Source organism: Streptomyces sp. NPDC045022 (genome assembly GCF_056432605.1).
Genome location: NZ_JBWKIR010000018.1, coordinates 45,528 through 61,173, shown reverse-complemented (window position 1 = coordinate 61,173; position 15,646 = coordinate 45,528). Strand labels below are relative to the sequence as shown.

At 72.3% G+C, this 15,646-nt stretch carries 13 protein-coding genes and 3 pseudogenes; 7 read left to right on the top strand and 9 right to left on the bottom strand.

Annotated elements, in window-relative coordinates; genetic code table 11:
* Positions 1–115 precede the first annotated feature (115 nt).
* From AC07C1_RS27865 to AC07C1_RS27845, 5 genes and pseudogenes are all read right to left on the bottom strand, one after another.
* A pseudogene (locus AC07C1_RS27865) lies at positions 116–577 on the bottom strand (MFS transporter); the annotation flags it as partial.
* Between the two features lie 21 nt (positions 578–598).
* Positions 599–2,032, bottom strand: coding sequence for a CitMHS family transporter (locus AC07C1_RS27860; RefSeq protein ID WP_478943314.1), 1,434 nt, complete (start codon positions 2,030–2,032; stop codon positions 599–601).
* A 124-nt stretch (positions 2,033–2,156) separates the two neighbouring features.
* Positions 2,157–4,388 carry a molybdopterin oxidoreductase family protein gene (locus AC07C1_RS27855; protein ID WP_478943312.1) on the bottom strand — a complete coding sequence of 744 codons (2,232 nt, stop codon included), beginning with the start codon at positions 4,386–4,388 and terminating at the stop codon, positions 2,157–2,159.
* Positions 4,389–4,513: 125 nt separating this feature from the next.
* Entirely contained in the window at positions 4,514–5,131 is a 618-nt protein-coding gene (locus tag AC07C1_RS27850) for a TetR/AcrR family transcriptional regulator (RefSeq protein ID WP_478943310.1), read from the bottom strand.
* 64 nt (positions 5,132–5,195) lie between these two features.
* A complete protein-coding gene (locus tag AC07C1_RS27845; RefSeq protein ID WP_478943309.1) occupies positions 5,196–5,756 on the bottom strand; it encodes a hypothetical protein in 561 nt (186 codons plus the stop codon).
* A 150-nt stretch (positions 5,757–5,906) separates the two neighbouring features.
* On the opposite strand from AC07C1_RS27845, the gene hmgA reads away from it, so the two are divergent.
* From hmgA to AC07C1_RS27830, 3 genes are read left to right on the top strand one after another with little or no spacing between them, the layout of a single operon-like run.
* Complete coding sequence (hmgA, locus tag AC07C1_RS27840; RefSeq protein ID WP_478943307.1) at positions 5,907–7,223, top strand: homogentisate 1,2-dioxygenase; 1,317 nt, start codon at positions 5,907–5,909, stop codon at positions 7,221–7,223.
* Between the two features lie 28 nt (positions 7,224–7,251).
* Entirely contained in the window at positions 7,252–8,001 is a 750-nt protein-coding gene (locus AC07C1_RS27835; protein WP_478943305.1) for a GntR family transcriptional regulator, read from the top strand.
* Positions 8,002–8,026: 25 nt separating this feature from the next.
* Positions 8,027–9,181 (top strand): type ISP restriction/modification enzyme, encoded by a 1,155-nt coding sequence (locus tag AC07C1_RS27830; protein ID WP_478943304.1) that lies wholly within the window; start codon positions 8,027–8,029, stop codon positions 9,179–9,181.
* A 260-nt stretch (positions 9,182–9,441) separates the two neighbouring features.
* Here AC07C1_RS27830 and AC07C1_RS27825 read toward each other — a convergent pair.
* Positions 9,442–9,642, bottom strand: a pseudogene (locus AC07C1_RS27825) (TetR/AcrR family transcriptional regulator); the annotation flags it as partial.
* Here AC07C1_RS27825 and AC07C1_RS27820 point away from each other — a divergent pair.
* The 3 genes and pseudogenes from AC07C1_RS27820 to AC07C1_RS27810 form a co-directional block, all read left to right on the top strand.
* A pseudogene (locus AC07C1_RS27820) lies at positions 9,638–10,039 on the top strand (ATP-binding cassette domain-containing protein); the annotation flags it as partial. The pseudogenes AC07C1_RS27825 and AC07C1_RS27820 overlap by 5 nt on opposite strands.
* The gene (locus AC07C1_RS27815; protein WP_478943302.1) at positions 10,036–10,818 is read left to right on the top strand and encodes an ABC transporter permease; all 783 of its coding nucleotides are present in this window, start codon (positions 10,036–10,038) and stop codon (positions 10,816–10,818) included. The pseudogene AC07C1_RS27820 and the gene AC07C1_RS27815, both read left to right, overlap by 4 nt.
* A 43-nt stretch (positions 10,819–10,861) precedes the next feature.
* Complete coding sequence (locus AC07C1_RS27810; RefSeq protein WP_478943301.1) at positions 10,862–12,058, top strand: CaiB/BaiF CoA transferase family protein; 1,197 nt, start codon at positions 10,862–10,864, stop codon at positions 12,056–12,058.
* An 88-nt stretch (positions 12,059–12,146) separates the two neighbouring features.
* Here AC07C1_RS27810 and AC07C1_RS27805 read toward each other — a convergent pair whose 3' ends face one another.
* The 3 genes from AC07C1_RS27805 to AC07C1_RS27795 form a co-directional block, all read right to left on the bottom strand.
* Positions 12,147–12,416 (bottom strand): hypothetical protein, encoded by a 270-nt coding sequence (locus AC07C1_RS27805; RefSeq protein ID WP_478943299.1) that lies wholly within the window; start codon positions 12,414–12,416, stop codon positions 12,147–12,149.
* Between the two features lie 126 nt (positions 12,417–12,542).
* Positions 12,543–13,355 carry an anti-sigma factor gene (locus AC07C1_RS27800; RefSeq protein WP_478943297.1) on the bottom strand — a complete coding sequence of 271 codons (813 nt, stop codon included), beginning with the start codon at positions 13,353–13,355 and terminating at the stop codon, positions 12,543–12,545.
* Positions 13,352–13,894 carry a sigma-70 family RNA polymerase sigma factor gene (locus tag AC07C1_RS27795; protein WP_478943295.1) on the bottom strand — a complete coding sequence of 181 codons (543 nt, stop codon included), beginning with the start codon at positions 13,892–13,894 and terminating at the stop codon, positions 13,352–13,354. The genes AC07C1_RS27800 and AC07C1_RS27795 overlap by 4 nt, the downstream gene beginning before the upstream one ends.
* A 208-nt stretch (positions 13,895–14,102) precedes the next feature.
* Here AC07C1_RS27795 and AC07C1_RS27790 point away from each other — a divergent pair, with 208 nt between their 5' ends.
* Complete coding sequence (locus AC07C1_RS27790; protein WP_478943293.1) at positions 14,103–15,644, top strand: DUF4331 domain-containing protein; 1,542 nt, start codon at positions 14,103–14,105, stop codon at positions 15,642–15,644.
* Positions 15,645–15,646: the final 2 nt, after the last annotated feature.

Here is a 15,646-nt window from a genome sequence, read left to right as displayed (position 1 = left end):
GCGCAGCCCCCGGCATCGACGCCCGGCGCGCCGTCAGATATCGCTCGTACGGCGCAATCCCGAGCGACCGGGCCTTGCCCGCGCGGCCGGTCCCGGAGCACCTCCGGGCCGCCCCGGCGAACGCAGCGCCACGGCCGACGAGCTGGCCGAGGGAGGCGCCGATGGTGAAGTGCCCGAAGTTGCGGTCCTGTTCCCGCGGGGCGGACTGGCGGGCCACCAGGGACTGGGCGCCGATCACGAAGCCGAGGTGGCCGAGTCCCATCACTCCGCTCCACAGGGCCATCGCCCAGAGGGAGTTCACGAGTCCGCTGAGGACGCAGCCGCCGGAGACGAGCACCACGCCCGCGGGAAGCAGCGGTGCGCAGCGGCCGTGGTCGGTGCGGCGGCCGAGCGGTACGGCGGCGAACAGCGGGAGCAGGGCGTACGCACCCGCGATGACGCCGACCGCCCGCTCGTCGACGCCCAGCGCGAGCGCCCGGTAGGAGACGGCGGGCCGGGCCATCGACACCGCCCCCTGCGCGAATCCGAAGGCGATGACGAGGCGGAGCAGCCAGCCGTGGTTCCCACCGGGCGCCATGAGTACGTCCTCCCGGAGTGGTCAGATGATGCCGAACAGGATGCCCGCGCCGAGGACCACCAGCGAGGTGAGGGCGGCCCACTTCACCACGAACCTCGTGTGGTCGCCGAACTCGACCTTGGCCATCCCGACCAGGACGTAGACGGCGGGGACGAGCGGGCTGGACATGTGCAGCGGCTGGCCGACGATCGAGGCGCGGGCGATCTCCAGCGAGGAGACCCCGTGCGCCTGGCCCGCCTCGGCGAGCACCGGCAGGATGCCGAAGTAGAAGCCGTCGTTGGACATGAAGTACGTGAGCGGGATGCTGAGCACGCCCGTCACGAAGGCCATGTGCGGGCCCATGCCGTCGGGGATGTTGTCGACCAGCCACGTGGCCATGTGGTCGACCATGCCGGTGCCCTGCAGGACGCCGGTGAAGACGGCCGCGGCGAAGACCATGCCGGAGACGTTGAGGACGTTCTCCGCGTGGGCGCCGATGCGGGCCTTCTGGTCGGGCATGTGCGGGAAGTTGACGGTCAGGGCGAGCGCGGCGCCGAGCAGGAACAGCACCGGGATCGGCAGCCACTCCATGATCATGGCGGTGAGCAGCACGACCGTGAGCAGTGCGTTGAACCAGTACAGCTTGGGGCGCAGGGTGGGGCGGTCCGGGGCGAGACCCTGGAGCGTCTCGTCCTCGGGCCGGTCCGGCAGGCCCGCGCCGGAGCCGGAACCGCCGGCGCCCTGCGTGGCCTTGCCGCTGCCGGAGCCGGCGCCGCTCTTCGCACCCTCGCCGGTACCCGCGCTGACGAGGACCGTCTCCTGCTCGACCGGCTCTTCGACCAGCACCTCGTCCAGCGTGAGGACGCCGAGCCGCTTGCGCTCGCGGCGGCCGAGGACGTAGGCGAGGGCGAGGACGAACAGCAGGCCCACGGCCAGCGCCGGGATCATCGGCACGAAGATGTCGCTGGCGTCGAGCTTGAGCGCGGTGGCGGCGCGGGCGGTCGGGCCGCCCCACGGCAGCGTGTTCATCACACCGTTGGCCATGGCGGCGACGCCGGTCATCACGACCAGGGACATCTTCAGGCGCTTGTAGAGCGGGTACATCGCCGAGACCGTGATCATGAAGGTGGTCGAGCCGTCGCCGTCGAGGGAGACGATCGCGGCGAGGACCGCGGTGCCGAGGACGATGCGCAGCGGGTCGGCCTTGCAGAACCTGAGGATGCCCCGCACGATCGGGTCGAAGAGGCCGACGTCGATCATCACACCGAAGTAGACGATCGCGAACATGAGCATCGCCGCGGTGGGGGCGAGGCCGGTGACGCCGTCGATGACGTAGTCACCGAGCTTGGCGCCCTTGCCGACGAACACGCAGAACAGCGCGGGAATCAGCACGAGCGCCGCGATCGGCGACATCTTCTTCAGCATGATCAGGACCAGGAAGGTCGCGATCATGGCGAAGCCGAGGATGGTCAGCATGAATGGATACCTAACGTTCGCCCTTGAACATCCCACCTGGGTGTCGGCGGTGCGTTGACGTTAGGTGCGGTCGTCCGGCGTTAACAAGATGTTGACGTGCGAGCAATAAGCGCGAAAGTACAGGTCACAGGCTTGCGGTGACCTGGACGGGGACGCCGTTGAGAACCGCGTTGCCCGACAGCGGGTCGAGCAGGCTGCCGTCGAGGAGCTGGTTGACGTTGACGCCGGGCGCGGCGGAGGCGTGGCCGAGCCGGGTGCCGGGACGGTCGTGGCCCCAGCCGTGCGGCAGGCTCACCACACCGGGCCGGACGGCGTCGGTGACCTCGGCGGGAGCCACCACCTCTCCCCCGGCGCCCTTGACGCGTACGTCCTCCCCGTCGCGCACGCCGAGCCGGCCGGCGTCCTCGGGGTGGATGTGCACGGTGCACCGGTTGGAGCCGCCGGTGAGGGCGGGCACGTTGTGCATCCAGCTGTTGTTGGAGCGCAGATGGCGGCGGCCGACGAGGACGAGCCCCTCGGGGCGCTCGTGCAGGGCCTGCCGGAGCCGGGGCAGGTCGCCGGCGATGGGCTCCGGCAGCAGCTCGACCTTGCCGCTGCGGGTCCTCAGCGGCTGCGGCAGGCGCGGGCGCAGCGGGCCGAGATCGATGCCGTGCGGGTGGGCGAGCAGCCTGTCCAGGGTCAGCCCGTCGGGTCGTGCGCCGAAACCGTCGCCGTACGGGCCGAGCCGCAGCATCATGTCGAGCCGCCGTTCGGGGCCGTTGTCGCCGGTGAGCTGTGCGGCGAGTTCGCGCGGGTCACGGCCGTACACCGGTGAGTGCTCGTCCTGGACCGCCTTGCCGAGGGTCTGGTCGACGACCATCGCGTCGACGGCGGCCGGGTCGGCGCCGTGCATGCCGCTCGCCGCCAGGATCAGCCGGGCGAGGATCTCGCTCTCGGCCATGCGGCCGGGCTCCAGCGGGACCGCGGGACGGGTGTAGCGGACCTGGTTGCGTACGGCGAGGGTGTTGAAGGCGAAGTCGTGGTGCGGGCTCTGCGAGGGCGGGGGCGGCGGCAGGACGACGTGGGCGTGGCGCGAGGTCTCGTTGAGGTACGGGTCGACGCTGACCATGAAGTCCAGCGAGCCCAGTGCCTTGTCGAGGCGGTCGCCGTCGGGCGCGGAGAGCACCGGGTTGGCGGCGACGACGATGAGTGCGCGGACCGGCTCGCCCTCGTCGGTCGCGGTGTCGATCTCCTCGGCGAGCGCCGACAGGGGCACCTCACCCTTGGCCTCGGGAAGCCGCCGTACCCGGGAGTGCCAGCGGCCGAGGGCGAAGCCGCGGCCGGGGCCCGCCGGCCGGGGTGTCTTGTCGGTGGCGGCCTGCGGGAAGAGGGCGCCGCCGGGCCGGTCGAGGTTGCCGGTGAGGATGTTGAGGACGTCGACCAGCCAGCTCGCCAGGGTGCCGTGCGGGACGGTGCAGCTGCCGATGCGGGCGTAGACGGCGGCGGTGGGCGCGGCGGCGAGTTCACGGGCCAGGGTGCGGATGACACCGGCGTCGAGGTCGCAGGCCGCGGCTACGGCCTCGGGCGTGAAGTCCGTCAGGGAGTCCCGGAGTTCCTCGAGCCCCTGGACGTGCGGGGCGAGGTCCTTGAGGTCGACCAGGTCCTCCTCGAACAGCACGGTCGCCATCGCGGCGAGCAGCAGGGCGTCGGTGCCGGGGCGGATCGCCAGGTGCCGGTCGGCGAGCTTGGCGGTACGGGTGCGGCGCGGGTCCACGACGGTGAGCCGGCCGCCGCGGGCCTTGAGCGCCTTGAGCCTGCCGGGGAAGTCGGGGGCGGTGCACAGACTCCCGTTGGACTCCAGGGGGTTGGCGCCGATGAGGAGCAGATGGTCGGTGTGGTCCAGGTCCGGCACCGGTATCGCGTCGGCGTGGCCGAACAGCAGCCCGCTGGAGACGTGCTTGGGCATCTGGTCGACCGTGGAGGCGGTGAACAGGCTGCGGGTGCGCAGGGCGCCGAGCAGCACCGGCGGGTAGAGGGCGCCGGCCATGGTGTGCACGTTGGGGTTGCCGAGGACCACGCCGACGGCGTTCGGGCCGTGCCGCTCCACGACGGGGCGCAGGCCGGCGGCGACCGCGTCGAAGGCCTCCTCCCAGGTGGCCTCGCGCAGGGTGCCGTTCTCCCGGACGAGCGGGGTGCGCAGCCGGTCGGGGTCGCCGTCCACGGCGCCGAAGGAGGCGCCCTTGGGGCAGATGAAGCCTTTGCTGAAGACGTCCTCGCGGTCGCCGCGGGCGCGGGTGACGCGGGTGCCCTCGATGGTGAGGGTCAGCCCGCAGGTGGCCTCGCACAGGGGGCAGATACGCAGGGCGGTGCGGGACACGGGTCCTCCTGGAGGGTCGGCGGCGTGCCGGGCGGGCGCGGACGGACACGACGAACTCCAGGGGAGCATACCGACCGGTATGCATGGAGGGGAGCCCCTGGGAGGCCGAAGGGCGGCCCGAGGATTCAGTCCAGCACGCGCGCGAGGTACGCCCGCAGCAGCGCCCGCGTCTCGCCGATGATCGCCTCGTCCCCGCGCGGGTCCGTCCGGAAGGCCAGCTGGACCAGGGTGTCGGCACTCTCCACGGCGACCAGGAAGACCCGGCGCAGATCCTCGTCGGGGGTGCGGCCGAGGTAGCCGGAGAGCAGCTCGGTGAGCCGGTCGGCGACCCGGGTGTTGGGCTCGGCCTGGCGGGCGCCGACCGGTATCTGGTTGCCGAAGTCGACCAGGGAGAAGCCGGGAGCGGTGCGCTTCATGGCCAGGTACTCGTCCAGGACGGCGTCCATCGCGGCCCGCCAGTCACCCTTGCGGGCCTCCTTCAGCCGCTCGGTGACGCGCTCGGTGTACCACTCGAGGTTGCGCTGGGCGAGGGCGTCGGCCATCTGCCGTTTGTTGCCGAAGAACCGGTAGACCGAACCGATGGGCACGCCGGCGCGCAGGGCGACCGAGCGGGTGCTCAGGGCGTCGTAGCCGACCTCGTCGAGGAGTTCGGCGCACGCGTCGAGGATCCTGGTCAGCCGTTCGGCGCTGCGCCGCTGCACGGGCGCGCGGCGGAGGGATGTCGCGTGGGGCACGGGCTTCATGATGCCTCTCCGCCGTGGTCGGGTGAACCTCGCCCGACAGTACGGAGAAGGATGGCTGTTGCACTCATTCGCCGGCGACGAGCGTCGCGGCCCCGGCCGAAGGCTCCCCGGCCCCCGCCTCCGCGTCCGACACCGTGATGTCGGCGGTGCTCTGGACCGGCTTGCCGCGCACGGCCCACACGGTGCCGTCGTCGGCGTACAGGCGCGCGGTCACATGATGGGTGCCGCGCGGGACGAGGCGCTCGGGCAGGTGGTACTCGGGCGCACGCAGCCGGGCCACCCGGCGGCCGTCGACGAAGAGGTGGGCGAGCCCGCGCCCGGTGACCGCCGTCGGCTCGGCGCCGGGTGCGGAGCAGCGGAAGTGGCGGAAGGTCAGCCGGACGTCCCAGCCGCCGGAGTCCGCGGTCACCTCCACGCCGACGTCCGGCGCCCCCTCCCTGGCGACCTCGCGCAGATGGCGGCCCGTCTCGTCGGTGTCGTTCAGGACCTTGCCCACCGGCGAGGGCGAGAGCGTGCCCCCGCGCTCGTGCGCCTCGCCGGTCCCGCAGCCCGCCGCCGCGCACGACAGCAGGACGCAGGCCGCGAGCGCGGCGACGGATCTGCGCGTCCTCGACGTCCACGACATGCTCCGGAGACTAGGACAACGTTCCGGCCCCTCGAATCCCCCTGAAGTCTGGTTCTCCTCGTCCCCCGGACGGAGTACGCGGGGACCTCTTGCGCACCACCCCGCGCATTCCTACGGTGTTACATAGGAATTGGACGCAAGGGAGCGAGCATGGGCGCGGACGCGCGGAAGACCGCCGAGGGACTGTCGTATCTGACCGGGTTCGGCAATGAACACGCCTCGGAGGCGGTGCCCGGCGCCCTGCCCGAGGGCCGCAACTCGCCGCAGCGCGCGCCGCTCGGCCTGTACGCGGAGCAGCTGAGCGGTACGGCGTTCACCGAACCGCGGGCGCACAACCGCCGCTCCTGGCTGTACCGGATCCGCCCGTCGGCCGCGCACCCGGCCTTCACCCGCACCGGCAACGGCGCGATCCGCACGGCGCCGTTCACCGAGACGGTGCCCGACCCCAACCGGCTGCGCTGGAACCCGCTGCCCGAGCCGCCGGCCGGTACGGACTTCCTGGCCGGCCTGTGGACCCTGGGCGGCAACGGCGACGCGACCCAGCGCACCGGCATGGCCGTGCACCTGTACCACGCCAACGCCTCGATGGAGCGGGTCTTCTCGGACGCCGACGGGGAGCTGCTGATCGTGCCGGAACGCGGCGGGCTGCTGCTGCACACCGAGTTCGGCCGCCTCCATGTGGAGCCCGCATATGTAGCGCTGATTCCACGTGGGGTGCGCTTCCGTGTGGAGCTGCTGGATGAGTCCGCCCGGGGCTATGTGTGCGAGAACTATGGGGCTCCCTTCCAGCTCCCGGACCTCGGCCCGATCGGCGCCAACGGGCTCGCCAACCCCCGGGACTTCCGGGCGCCGGTCGCCGCGTACGAAGAGATCGAGGGCCCGGTTGAGGTGGTGAACAAGTTCTGCGGCAACCTCTGGACGGCGACCTACGACCACTCCCCCCTCGACGTGGTCGCCTGGCACGGCAACCATGTGCCGTACGTCTATGACCTGCGCCGCTTCAATGTGATCGGAACCATCTCCTACGACCACCCCGACCCGTCCGTCTTCACGGTCCTGACCTCCCCGTCGGACACCCCGGGCCTGGCCGGGGTCGACTTCGTGGTGTTCGCGCCGCGCTGGCTGGTGGGCGAGGACACCTTCCGGCCGCCGTACTTCCACCGGAACGTGATGAGCGAGTACATGGGACTCGTCGAGGGCGCGTACGACGCGAAGGCGGAGGGCTTCGTGCCCGGCGGCGGCTCGCTGCACAACATGATGTCGGCGCACGGTCCGGACCGGGAGACCTTCGACCGGGCGAGCGCGGCAGAGCTGCGGCCGCAGAAGGTCGACGACGGTCTGGCGTTCATGTTCGAGACCCGCTGGCCGGTGACGCTCACCCCGCACGCGGCCGGCGCGGACCATCTCCAGCAGCGCTACGACGACGTGTGGCACGGTCTGGAGCGCCACTTCCGTCCATTGCGCTGACCCGGCCCCGACAGGTACGGATAGCCGCGTGACCTCCTTCGCCCCGGATTCGATCGTCCTGAACCGCAAGCTGCCGCTCTGGTATCAGGTGTCGCAGTCGCTGCGCGCCTCGATACTCGGCCGCTCACCGCAGGACCCGCTGCGCCTGCCCACCGAGGAACAGCTGGCGGAGCACTACGGCGTCAGCGTGCTGACCATGCGGCAGGCGCTGAAGGAACTGGAGGACGAAGGGCTGATCAGCCGGCACCGGCGGCGCGGCACGTTCATCGAGCCCGGGGTCCGGCGCGGGGCTCCCGTACGGCTGCTGGGCTCGGTGGACGCGATCGTGGCCCAGCAGTCCGGCATGACGACCGAGCTGCTGGACCACGGGCAGGCGCCGGTGCCCGCCGGGATCGCCGAGTACTTCCCGGACCTCGCGGAGGTGGCCACGTACCACCGGCTGCGCGGCGACGAGAAGACCGGCGAGCCGACCAATCACGCCGTCAACCACGTCCGCCCCGAACTCGCCGCGCTCATCGACCCGGAGGACCTGGTCCGCTGGCCGATGACGAAGGTCCTGCGGGATGTCGTCAAGGCGGACATCAGCCGGATCACGGACACCGTGGAGGCCCGGCTCGCGGACCCGGACACCGCGCGGCTGCTCCAGGTCCCGCTGCTCAGCCCGATCCTGCACTACACGGGCGTCACGTACGACACTCGCGGCCGGGTGCTGGACGTCGCGGTCATCCACTACCGGGGCGACCGCTTCTCGTTCACCGTCACGCTGGAAGCGACCTGATCCGGGGCACCGGTCAGGCCGTACCATGCCCTGCGTGACGCACGACGACGCTCCGCTGCTGGCGGACCTCATGCCGTGGTCCGTCGCACCGCTGCGGCCCGGCCGCACCTGGCCGACGGCACCCGACCCGGCCTCCCTGAAGGCCCGCTGGGACGCCCTGCTGAAGGCCGAAGGACCCGACCGTCACGCCCTGTTCGAGCCGACCCGCGCCCGTACACCGGACTCGGCCGTGGGCCAGCTGCCCGGTCAGTCCACCGGCACGGAACGGCTCGCGCGCGCCGAGGGGCCCTGCGCGGAGCCGGTACGGGTCCTGGCGGCGCCCTTCGACGAGCAGTGGCTCATCCCGGACCACCGGCTGATCGACGCGGCCCGCCCGGAGCTGTGGCGGGTGGCGGACGCGCACCAGGTGTTCACGGTGGAGACGGGCGACGGCGACGCTCCGCTGCTGGCGACATCGCTGCTGCCCACGCTGCGCGCCGGCCGCGTCCGTCCGCTGCACCGGCGCCCCGGCGGCAGGGAACCGAACCTCGCGCCCGGCCTGCTGGACCACCTGTCCGCCCGCCTGGGCGACCGCCCCCCGGCACCCGACGTACTGGCCTGGATCCTGGCCACCGTCCGCCCGGACCTCACCGTCCCGCTCACCGACGACCTGGGGCTGTGGTCCTCCGGCGTGGAGTGGGGCCGCCGGATGCTCTGGCTGCTGCGCCGCGACGGCGAACGCCCCAAGCTGCCGGGCGGCCGCCGCCCCTATGTCCGCGCGCCCCTGCCGAGCCGGCCCCTGACGCTCCACTACGACCGCGACGAGGAGACCCTGCACCTCGACGAGGGCCGCATCTCCCCCGTCCCGCCGGAGGCCTGGGACTACGAGGTGGCCGGAGTCCGGGTCCTGGCGGCCTGGCTGGCGGTCCGCACCACCCCGGCCGAGCCGGGCACCCTCAGCGCGATCCGCCCGGCGGCCTGGCCGCAGGCCTGGACGTCGGAGCTGCTGGAGCTGATCACGGTCCTGGCCCTGCTGGCGGAACTGCGGCCCCTGCGGGCCGGCTTGCGGGTGACGTCATCGGTCACGGCGAGCGACCTGCGGCAGGCGGGCGTCCTTCCGGTACCCGAGCCGTCCCGCCGTCCCGCCTCGGTCCTGGACCACCGCGAGGAGGGTCCGGACGGTCAGTTCGCGCTGCTCTGACGGCGGCTGGGGGCTGCCTCCGGGCCCCGGACGGGCATCATGCGCTTGATCCGAGCCGGACGACGGGGCCCACGACCGGCGCCCCGACACCCGCGACGCGGCCCGGCATCCGGCAGGCCGCCGGCCAGGATGTACCGGCGGGTGACGTGTCGCCCATGGCGATCCCCGTTCGAGCGAGGCGGCCTCGCCGCAACCAGCCCAGTGGCGCGGGGAACCACGCGACCGGCCCACCGCGACCCGCGCCCGGCGTACCTGCCGGGCTAGCGCGGCGCGAACGCGTCGAGGACCCGTTCCAGCGCCCGCTCGAACACCGCGTCCAGATCGATGGGACCCGCGTCCTCCATGAACGCCGCCGCCATCCTGGGATACGCGCCGGAGGCGATCTGGCTGCCCAGGTAGGCGATGCGCACCGCGTTCTCCTCGTCCTCCGACCACGGCAGGGCCCGGGCCCGCTCGGCGGCGGTGCTGCTGACCACGCAGTACCTGGAGGAGGCCGATCGACTCGCCGACGACATCGCCCTGGTGGACCGGGGGCGGGTCGCGCACACCGGCTCGCCCGCCGAACTCAAGGCGCTCGTCGGGTCGTACGCGGAGGCGGTGGTCGCGGACGCCGAGGCGCTGCCGAAGGCGGCGGCCGTGCTCGACCGGCTCACCGGCAGCGAGCCCGCTTTCGACCGTGAGCGCGACGCGGTCGGCGCGGTCACCACCGACCCGACCCTGACCCTCCCGCGCCTGGTGCGCGAACTCGACGCGGCGGGCGTGCCGTTGCTGGACGCGAGCATCCGGCCGCCCACCCTCGACGACGTCTTCCTGCGGCTCACCGGGGAGCCCGCCGACAGCAAGGAGCCTGCCGCATGAGCGCACCGGTGTACGACGGACTCGCGATGACGGGACGGCAGCTTCGCCGGGTCCGCAACAATCCCGGCCTGGCGATCCTGACCCAGATGATGCCGGTCAACATGCTGCTGTTCTTCGGCTATGTGTTCGGCAGCGCGCTGGCGATGCCCGGCCGCGAGTACCGCTCCTTCCTCGTGCCGGGGCTGCTCGTCGCGACGGCCGCCGGCGGGCTGATGACCGGGATGTTCCAGGCCGCCCAGGACACCCACCGGGGCGTGATGGACCGGTTCCGCACGATGCCGGTGAGCCGGGCCGCCGTGCCGCTCGGGCAGGCCGTGGCGGACCTCGTCGTCACGACCGTCGGCACCGTGCCGTTGCTGCTCGTCGGGCTCGCGGTCGGCTGGCGGATCGAAGGGTCCGCGCTCGAGGCCGCCGGAGCCGTGGCGCTGCTGCTGCTCTTCCGGTTCGCCTGCACCTGCGCCGGGATCTACCTGGGGCTGCTCACCCGCAGCGAGGACGCCGCCGGACAGCTCGGCGCCTCCTCGTTCGTGCTGCCGCTGCTGTCCAACGCGTACATCCCGACGGGCCACCTGCCGGGCTGGCTGCGCACGCTCGCCGAGTGGAACCCGATCAGCGCCGTGACCACCGCCCTGCGGGATCTGTTCGGCAATGCGCCGGTCCCGGCGGACTCCGCCTGGCCGGTGGCCCACCCGGTCGCCGGGTCGCTCATCTGGAGTCTCGCGCTCAGCGCGGTGTTCCTGCCGCTCGCCGTACGCCGGTACACCCACGGGGAGCGGTGACCGGTACTGACAAACCCGCCGGTCACGGGACATGATCCAGCCCATGGATCATCTGCCCCTGCCCCTGGAGGGCATCACCGTCGTCGCCGTCGAACAGGCCGTGTCCGCGCCCTTCGCGACCCGGCAGCTCGCCGACCTGGGCGCCCGGGTCATCAAGGTGGAGCGCGTCGACGGCGGCGACTTCGCGCGCGGCTACGACACCGCCGCCGCCGGACTCGCCTCCCACTTCGTGTGGTGCAACCGCGGCAAGGAGTCCCTCGCCCTGGACCTCAAGGACCCGCGCGGGCTGGACGTCGTACGGCGGCTGGTCGCGGACGCGGACGTGTTCGTGCAGAACCTGGCCCACGGGGCTGCCGCCCGGCTGGGGCTCGACGCGGCCACGCTGTGCGCCGCGCACCCGCGGCTGATCGCCGTGGACATCTCGGGCTACGGCGGCTCGGGCCCGTACGCGGACAAGCGGGCCTACGACATGCTCGTGCAGTGCGAGGCGGGACTGGTGTCGGTGACGGGGACGCCCGAGCAGCCCGTCAAGGCGGGGATCCCGGCGGCGGACATCGCGGCGGCCATGTACGCGTTCTCCGGCGTGCTGGCGGCCCTCCTCCGGCGCGGGACGACCGGGCGGGGCGGCCCGGTGGAGGTGTCCATGCTGGAGGCGCTCGCCGAGTGGATGGGGCACCCGCTGCACCATGCGATGCACGGGGGTGAGCCCCCGGTGCGCACCGGGCTCGCGCACGCCGTCATCGCGCCGTACGACGCCTACCCGACGGCGGACGGCGGGCGGGTGCTGCTGTCGGTGCAGAACGACCGGGAGTGGCGGCGACTGGCCGAACAGGTCATAGGGCGCCCGGAATTGGGGATGGATCCGGCATACGCGACGAATGCGGCGCGGGTGGCGCACCGGGAGCGGACCGACGAGCTGGTCGCGGGTGCGCTGGGCGTACTGGTGGCCGAGGAGGCTCTGGCCCGGCTGGAGAAGGCGGGCATCGCCTGTGCGCGGCTGAGGGATCTGCACGAGCTGGCCGAGCATCCGCAGCTGGCGGCCCGGGAGCGGTGGCGTGAGGTGGGGTCGCCGGTCGGACCGCTGAAGGCGCTGCTGCCTCCCGTCACACTGCCGGGCGGGGACGAGGCACGCATGGGCGATGTGCCCGCGCTCGGGCAGCACACCGAGGCGCTGCTGCGTGCCGTGGGGATGACGGACGGCGAGATCGCAGTGCTACGCCGGGACGGTGTGGCGGCCTGAGCACGGGCACCCCGGACAGGGCTCCGGGGGCGCCGGTTCGCTCGGTGACGGGGGTCGGTGAGAGGGCCCGGTGACCGCTGGGTGAGGCTCAGTGGCCGCCGAAGAGCGTGCGGCGCAGCCTGCGCAGCGGTGCGAAGAGCGAGACGCGGCTGACCCGGGTGCCGCGGTCGCTGCGCTCGTGCGCCGCGTCACGCGCCGTCAGCTCACGCATCAGCGAGGTCGCCTCGACCGTCTCCCGCTGCGGTATGGCGGGACCCGCCAGTACCGACAGATGGCGGTCGAGGCGCGAACTGGTCGCGCTGCTCCCGCAGGTGATCGCAGGGACCCTGGCCCTGCTGCGCACTGTTATCTGCTCCATGTCACTCCCCACCCGTACGAGTCCACCCGGCCCGGGCAGGGTAACCCTATCGCCCCATCGGGGCACGCGTGTATCTCGGGCACAGGATTCACCTTCCCTGTAAGGCGGTTGACCATCCCACGTTGACTACGCTCCGAATCCGACCGATTTCAGGGTGAGTTGGACAATGGGCCGGCTGGTGGGCTGGGCTGATCCGCCGTCAGGCTCGATGGTTACGGCGAGTGAGGTCGAGGACTTGTCGAGCCCCTTCGCGACCAAGGGCGTGTCGCCCGTGAAAAGCCCGAGGGAGCGGGGTTGGGCGCGGGGGCGCATGAGCCAGAGCTGGTGCACACGTCCACCGGGCGGGGTGCCGTATCGGCTGAGCGTGACGACGGCCTCCCCCTCCGACGCGGAAGCGATCACTCCGATACCGCGGCCCTGCGCGTCCTCGCTCCTCGTGGCGCGGGCGTCGGACGCGGCGAGAACGTGGGCGATCTCACGTGAGCGGGCCCGCTCCGCGCCGAGCCGGTCCTCGGTGCGGTTCGCCTGGACCGCGAAGAGGGAGGCGACCACGAGGGCCGCCGCGGCGGTGGCCGTGGCGAACGGCACGAACAGCGGACGTGTCCGGGGCGTACGGGAGCGGCCCGGCGGGGGCTGGGCGCCCCAGACGTGCGGCGGCAGCTGGGGCGTGCGCTCCCGGCCCGGCGCCTGCTCCTGCGGGGTGGCGCGGACGGCGGCCAGCACCCGGTCGCGCAGGGCGGCGGGCGCGGGGGCCGCCGCGGACCAGGCCAGGCGCACCGCGTCCTCGGCCAGGGCCCGCACCTCGGCGGCGCAACGGTCGCAGCCCCCCAGATGTCTCTCGAAACGGCGTCGCTCACCGGGTTCGAGGGCGTCGAGCGCGTAGGGCGCGGCGAGGGAGTGCGGGTCCTCGCGGCGCAGGAGTCTGCCGACGATGCTCACGCGGCTCCTCCCAGGCACTCGCGCAGCCGGGTGAGGCCGTCGCGCATCCGCGTCTTGACCGTGCCGAGCGGCAGCGAAAGCCGCTCGGCCACCTCACGGTAGGTGTAGCCGTCGTAGTAGGCGAGCGTCACCGACTGGCGCTGCAGGGCCGTGAGCCGGTTCAGGCAACGGCGCACCCACTCCCGCTCCAGGCCCGCCTCCACCTCCTCGGCGACCTGGTCGAACGCGGGTTCCCCGGCCCGCAGCGCCTCCCGCTGCTCGCGCTCGCCGGCCGCGCGGGCGCTGCGCACCCGGTCGACGGCGCGGCGGTGGGCGAGGGTGAGGATCCAGGACAGGGCGCTGCCCCGGCCGGGGTCGAACCGGGCGGCGGAGCGCCACAGTTCGAGCAGCACCTCCTGGGCGACCTCCTCGGACTGGGCGGGATCGCGCACCACCCGCCGCACGAGCCCGAACACCGGCCCGGACACCAGCCCGTACAGCTCCTCGAAGGCCCTCTGGTCGCCGCCCGCCACGAGCACCAGCAGCTCGTCGGCCGCCATCCGGGCCCCGTCTCCGTGACCGCAGCCGGCCCTTCCTCGCGCACCGCGCATCCGCACCGCACACACCTCCCCGAGAAGTTACGGATCAGCGGGCCGAAAACGCGGGTCGCGGGCCGTGAAAAGTTTTTCTCCGTCCGACCAAACCGATCGGCGGCTCCGCTCCGTATACCCCTCCGTCAAAGGCAAGTCGGCACTGAGGACGGACGGCATGACACCTCTTAACTCCAGGAGCGGTGCGGGGCGCTCGGGTCTGGTCGCGCTCATCTGCGGGGCCCTGGCCGCCGGAGGGCTCGCAGCCGCCGGCGTCACCACGCTGGCACCCGGGGCGGCCTCCGCCTCCTCCCACCGGGAGGCCCCACTGATCTCGGGCACCCCGCAGTACGACAACACGGACCTGTACGCGTTCGTCAGCCCGGACAAGCCCGACACGACGACGATCGTGGCCAACTGGATCCCGTTCGAGGACCCGGCGGGCGGTCCGAACTTCTACACGTTCGCTGACGACGCGCAGTACGACCTGCACATCGACAACAACGGTGACGCGCAGGGCGAGCTGGTGTTCCGTTACACCTTCAAGACGCACACGAAGAACGGCGACACGTTCCTGTACAACACGGGCCCGGTCAGCAACCTGGCCGACCCGGACCTCAACATCACGCAGACCTACGACCTCGACCTCATCCGGCTGAAGAACGACCACGAGGTGTCGCGGACGAAGGTCGCCGACGACGTCCCGGTGGCGCCGTCGAACGTCGGCAAGGCGTCCATGCCGGACTACGGCAAGCTGCGCTCGCAGGCCGTCTACAAGACGGCCGGGGGCACCACGACCTTCGCCGGGCAGGCGGACGACCCGTTCTTCCTGGACCTGCGCGTCTTCGACCTGCTGTACGGGGGGAACCTCAGCGAGGTCGGCCGGGACACCCTCAAGGGCTACAACGTCAACACCATCGCCCTCCAGGTGCCCAACGACCTGATCCGCGAGTCCTCCCACCAGCCCGTCGTCGGCATCTGGTCCACGACCCAGCGCCGCAACGCGCAGGGCTACTACGCGCAGGTCTCGCGCCTCGGCAACCCGCTGGTCAACGAGGTCGTCAACCCGCAGAAGGACAAGGACAAGTTCAACGCGTCGCAGCCGGCGTACGACGGGCAGTTCCTGAAGAACGTCACCAACCCCGAGCTGCCGAAACTCATCGAGTCCATCTACAAGATCAAGGCGCCCGCCGAGCCGCGCAACGACCTCGTCGACGTCTTCCTCAAGGGCGTCAAGGGCCTCAACCAGCCGCCGAACGGGAAGCCCTCGGAGGAACTGCGGCTGAACACCTCGATCATGCCGAGCATGCATCCCAAGCGGCTGGGCGTGCTGGACGGTGACAACGCGGGCTTCCCGAACGGGCGCCGGCTCACCGACGACGTGATCGACGAGGCGCTGCAGGTCGTCGAGGGCGAACTGGTCGGCTCAAAGAACGACTTGGGTGACGCGGTCGACGAGAACGACAAGAAGTTCGAGAAGTACTTCCCGTACGTCGCCGAGCCCACGGCCGGCTCACGCGGACGGCTCGCCAAGGGTACGACCGCGGGTACGGACGTGCGCAGCCAGCTCGGTGACGCCCTGCAGCCGGCCGGCTCCTCCTCGGGCGGGTCGGACGACACCATGCTGATGGCCGCCTCGGCGGCCTCCGGCGCAGCCGGGATCCTGCTGATCGGGACCGCCTTCGCGTGGTGGCGCCGGCGCATGCAGCGCGCGTACTGACA

Excerpts from the sequence above, each read along its gene's own strand:
- AC07C1_RS27860 (WP_478943314.1), bottom strand. The coding sequence starts at position 2,032 with ATGCTGACCATCCTCGGCTTCGCCATGATCGCGACCTTCCTGGTCCTG.
- AC07C1_RS27850 (WP_478943310.1), bottom strand. The coding sequence starts at position 5,131 with ATGAAGCCCGTGCCCCACGCGACATCCCTCCGCCGCGCGCCCGTGCAG.
- AC07C1_RS27845 (WP_478943309.1), bottom strand. The coding sequence starts at position 5,756 with ATGTCGTGGACGTCGAGGACGCGCAGATCCGTCGCCGCGCTCGCGGCC.
- hmgA (WP_478943307.1), top strand. The coding sequence starts at position 5,907 with ATGGGCGCGGACGCGCGGAAGACCGCCGAGGGACTGTCGTATCTGACC.
- AC07C1_RS27830 (WP_478943304.1), top strand. The coding sequence starts at position 8,027 with ATGCCCTGCGTGACGCACGACGACGCTCCGCTGCTGGCGGACCTCATG.
- AC07C1_RS27815 (WP_478943302.1), top strand. The coding sequence starts at position 10,036 with ATGAGCGCACCGGTGTACGACGGACTCGCGATGACGGGACGGCAGCTT.
- AC07C1_RS27810 (WP_478943301.1), top strand. The coding sequence starts at position 10,862 with ATGGATCATCTGCCCCTGCCCCTGGAGGGCATCACCGTCGTCGCCGTC.
- AC07C1_RS27805 (WP_478943299.1), bottom strand. The coding sequence starts at position 12,416 with ATGGAGCAGATAACAGTGCGCAGCAGGGCCAGGGTCCCTGCGATCACC.
- AC07C1_RS27795 (WP_478943295.1), bottom strand. The coding sequence starts at position 13,894 with ATGGCGGCCGACGAGCTGCTGGTGCTCGTGGCGGGCGGCGACCAGAGG.
- AC07C1_RS27790 (WP_478943293.1), top strand. The coding sequence starts at position 14,103 with ATGACACCTCTTAACTCCAGGAGCGGTGCGGGGCGCTCGGGTCTGGTC.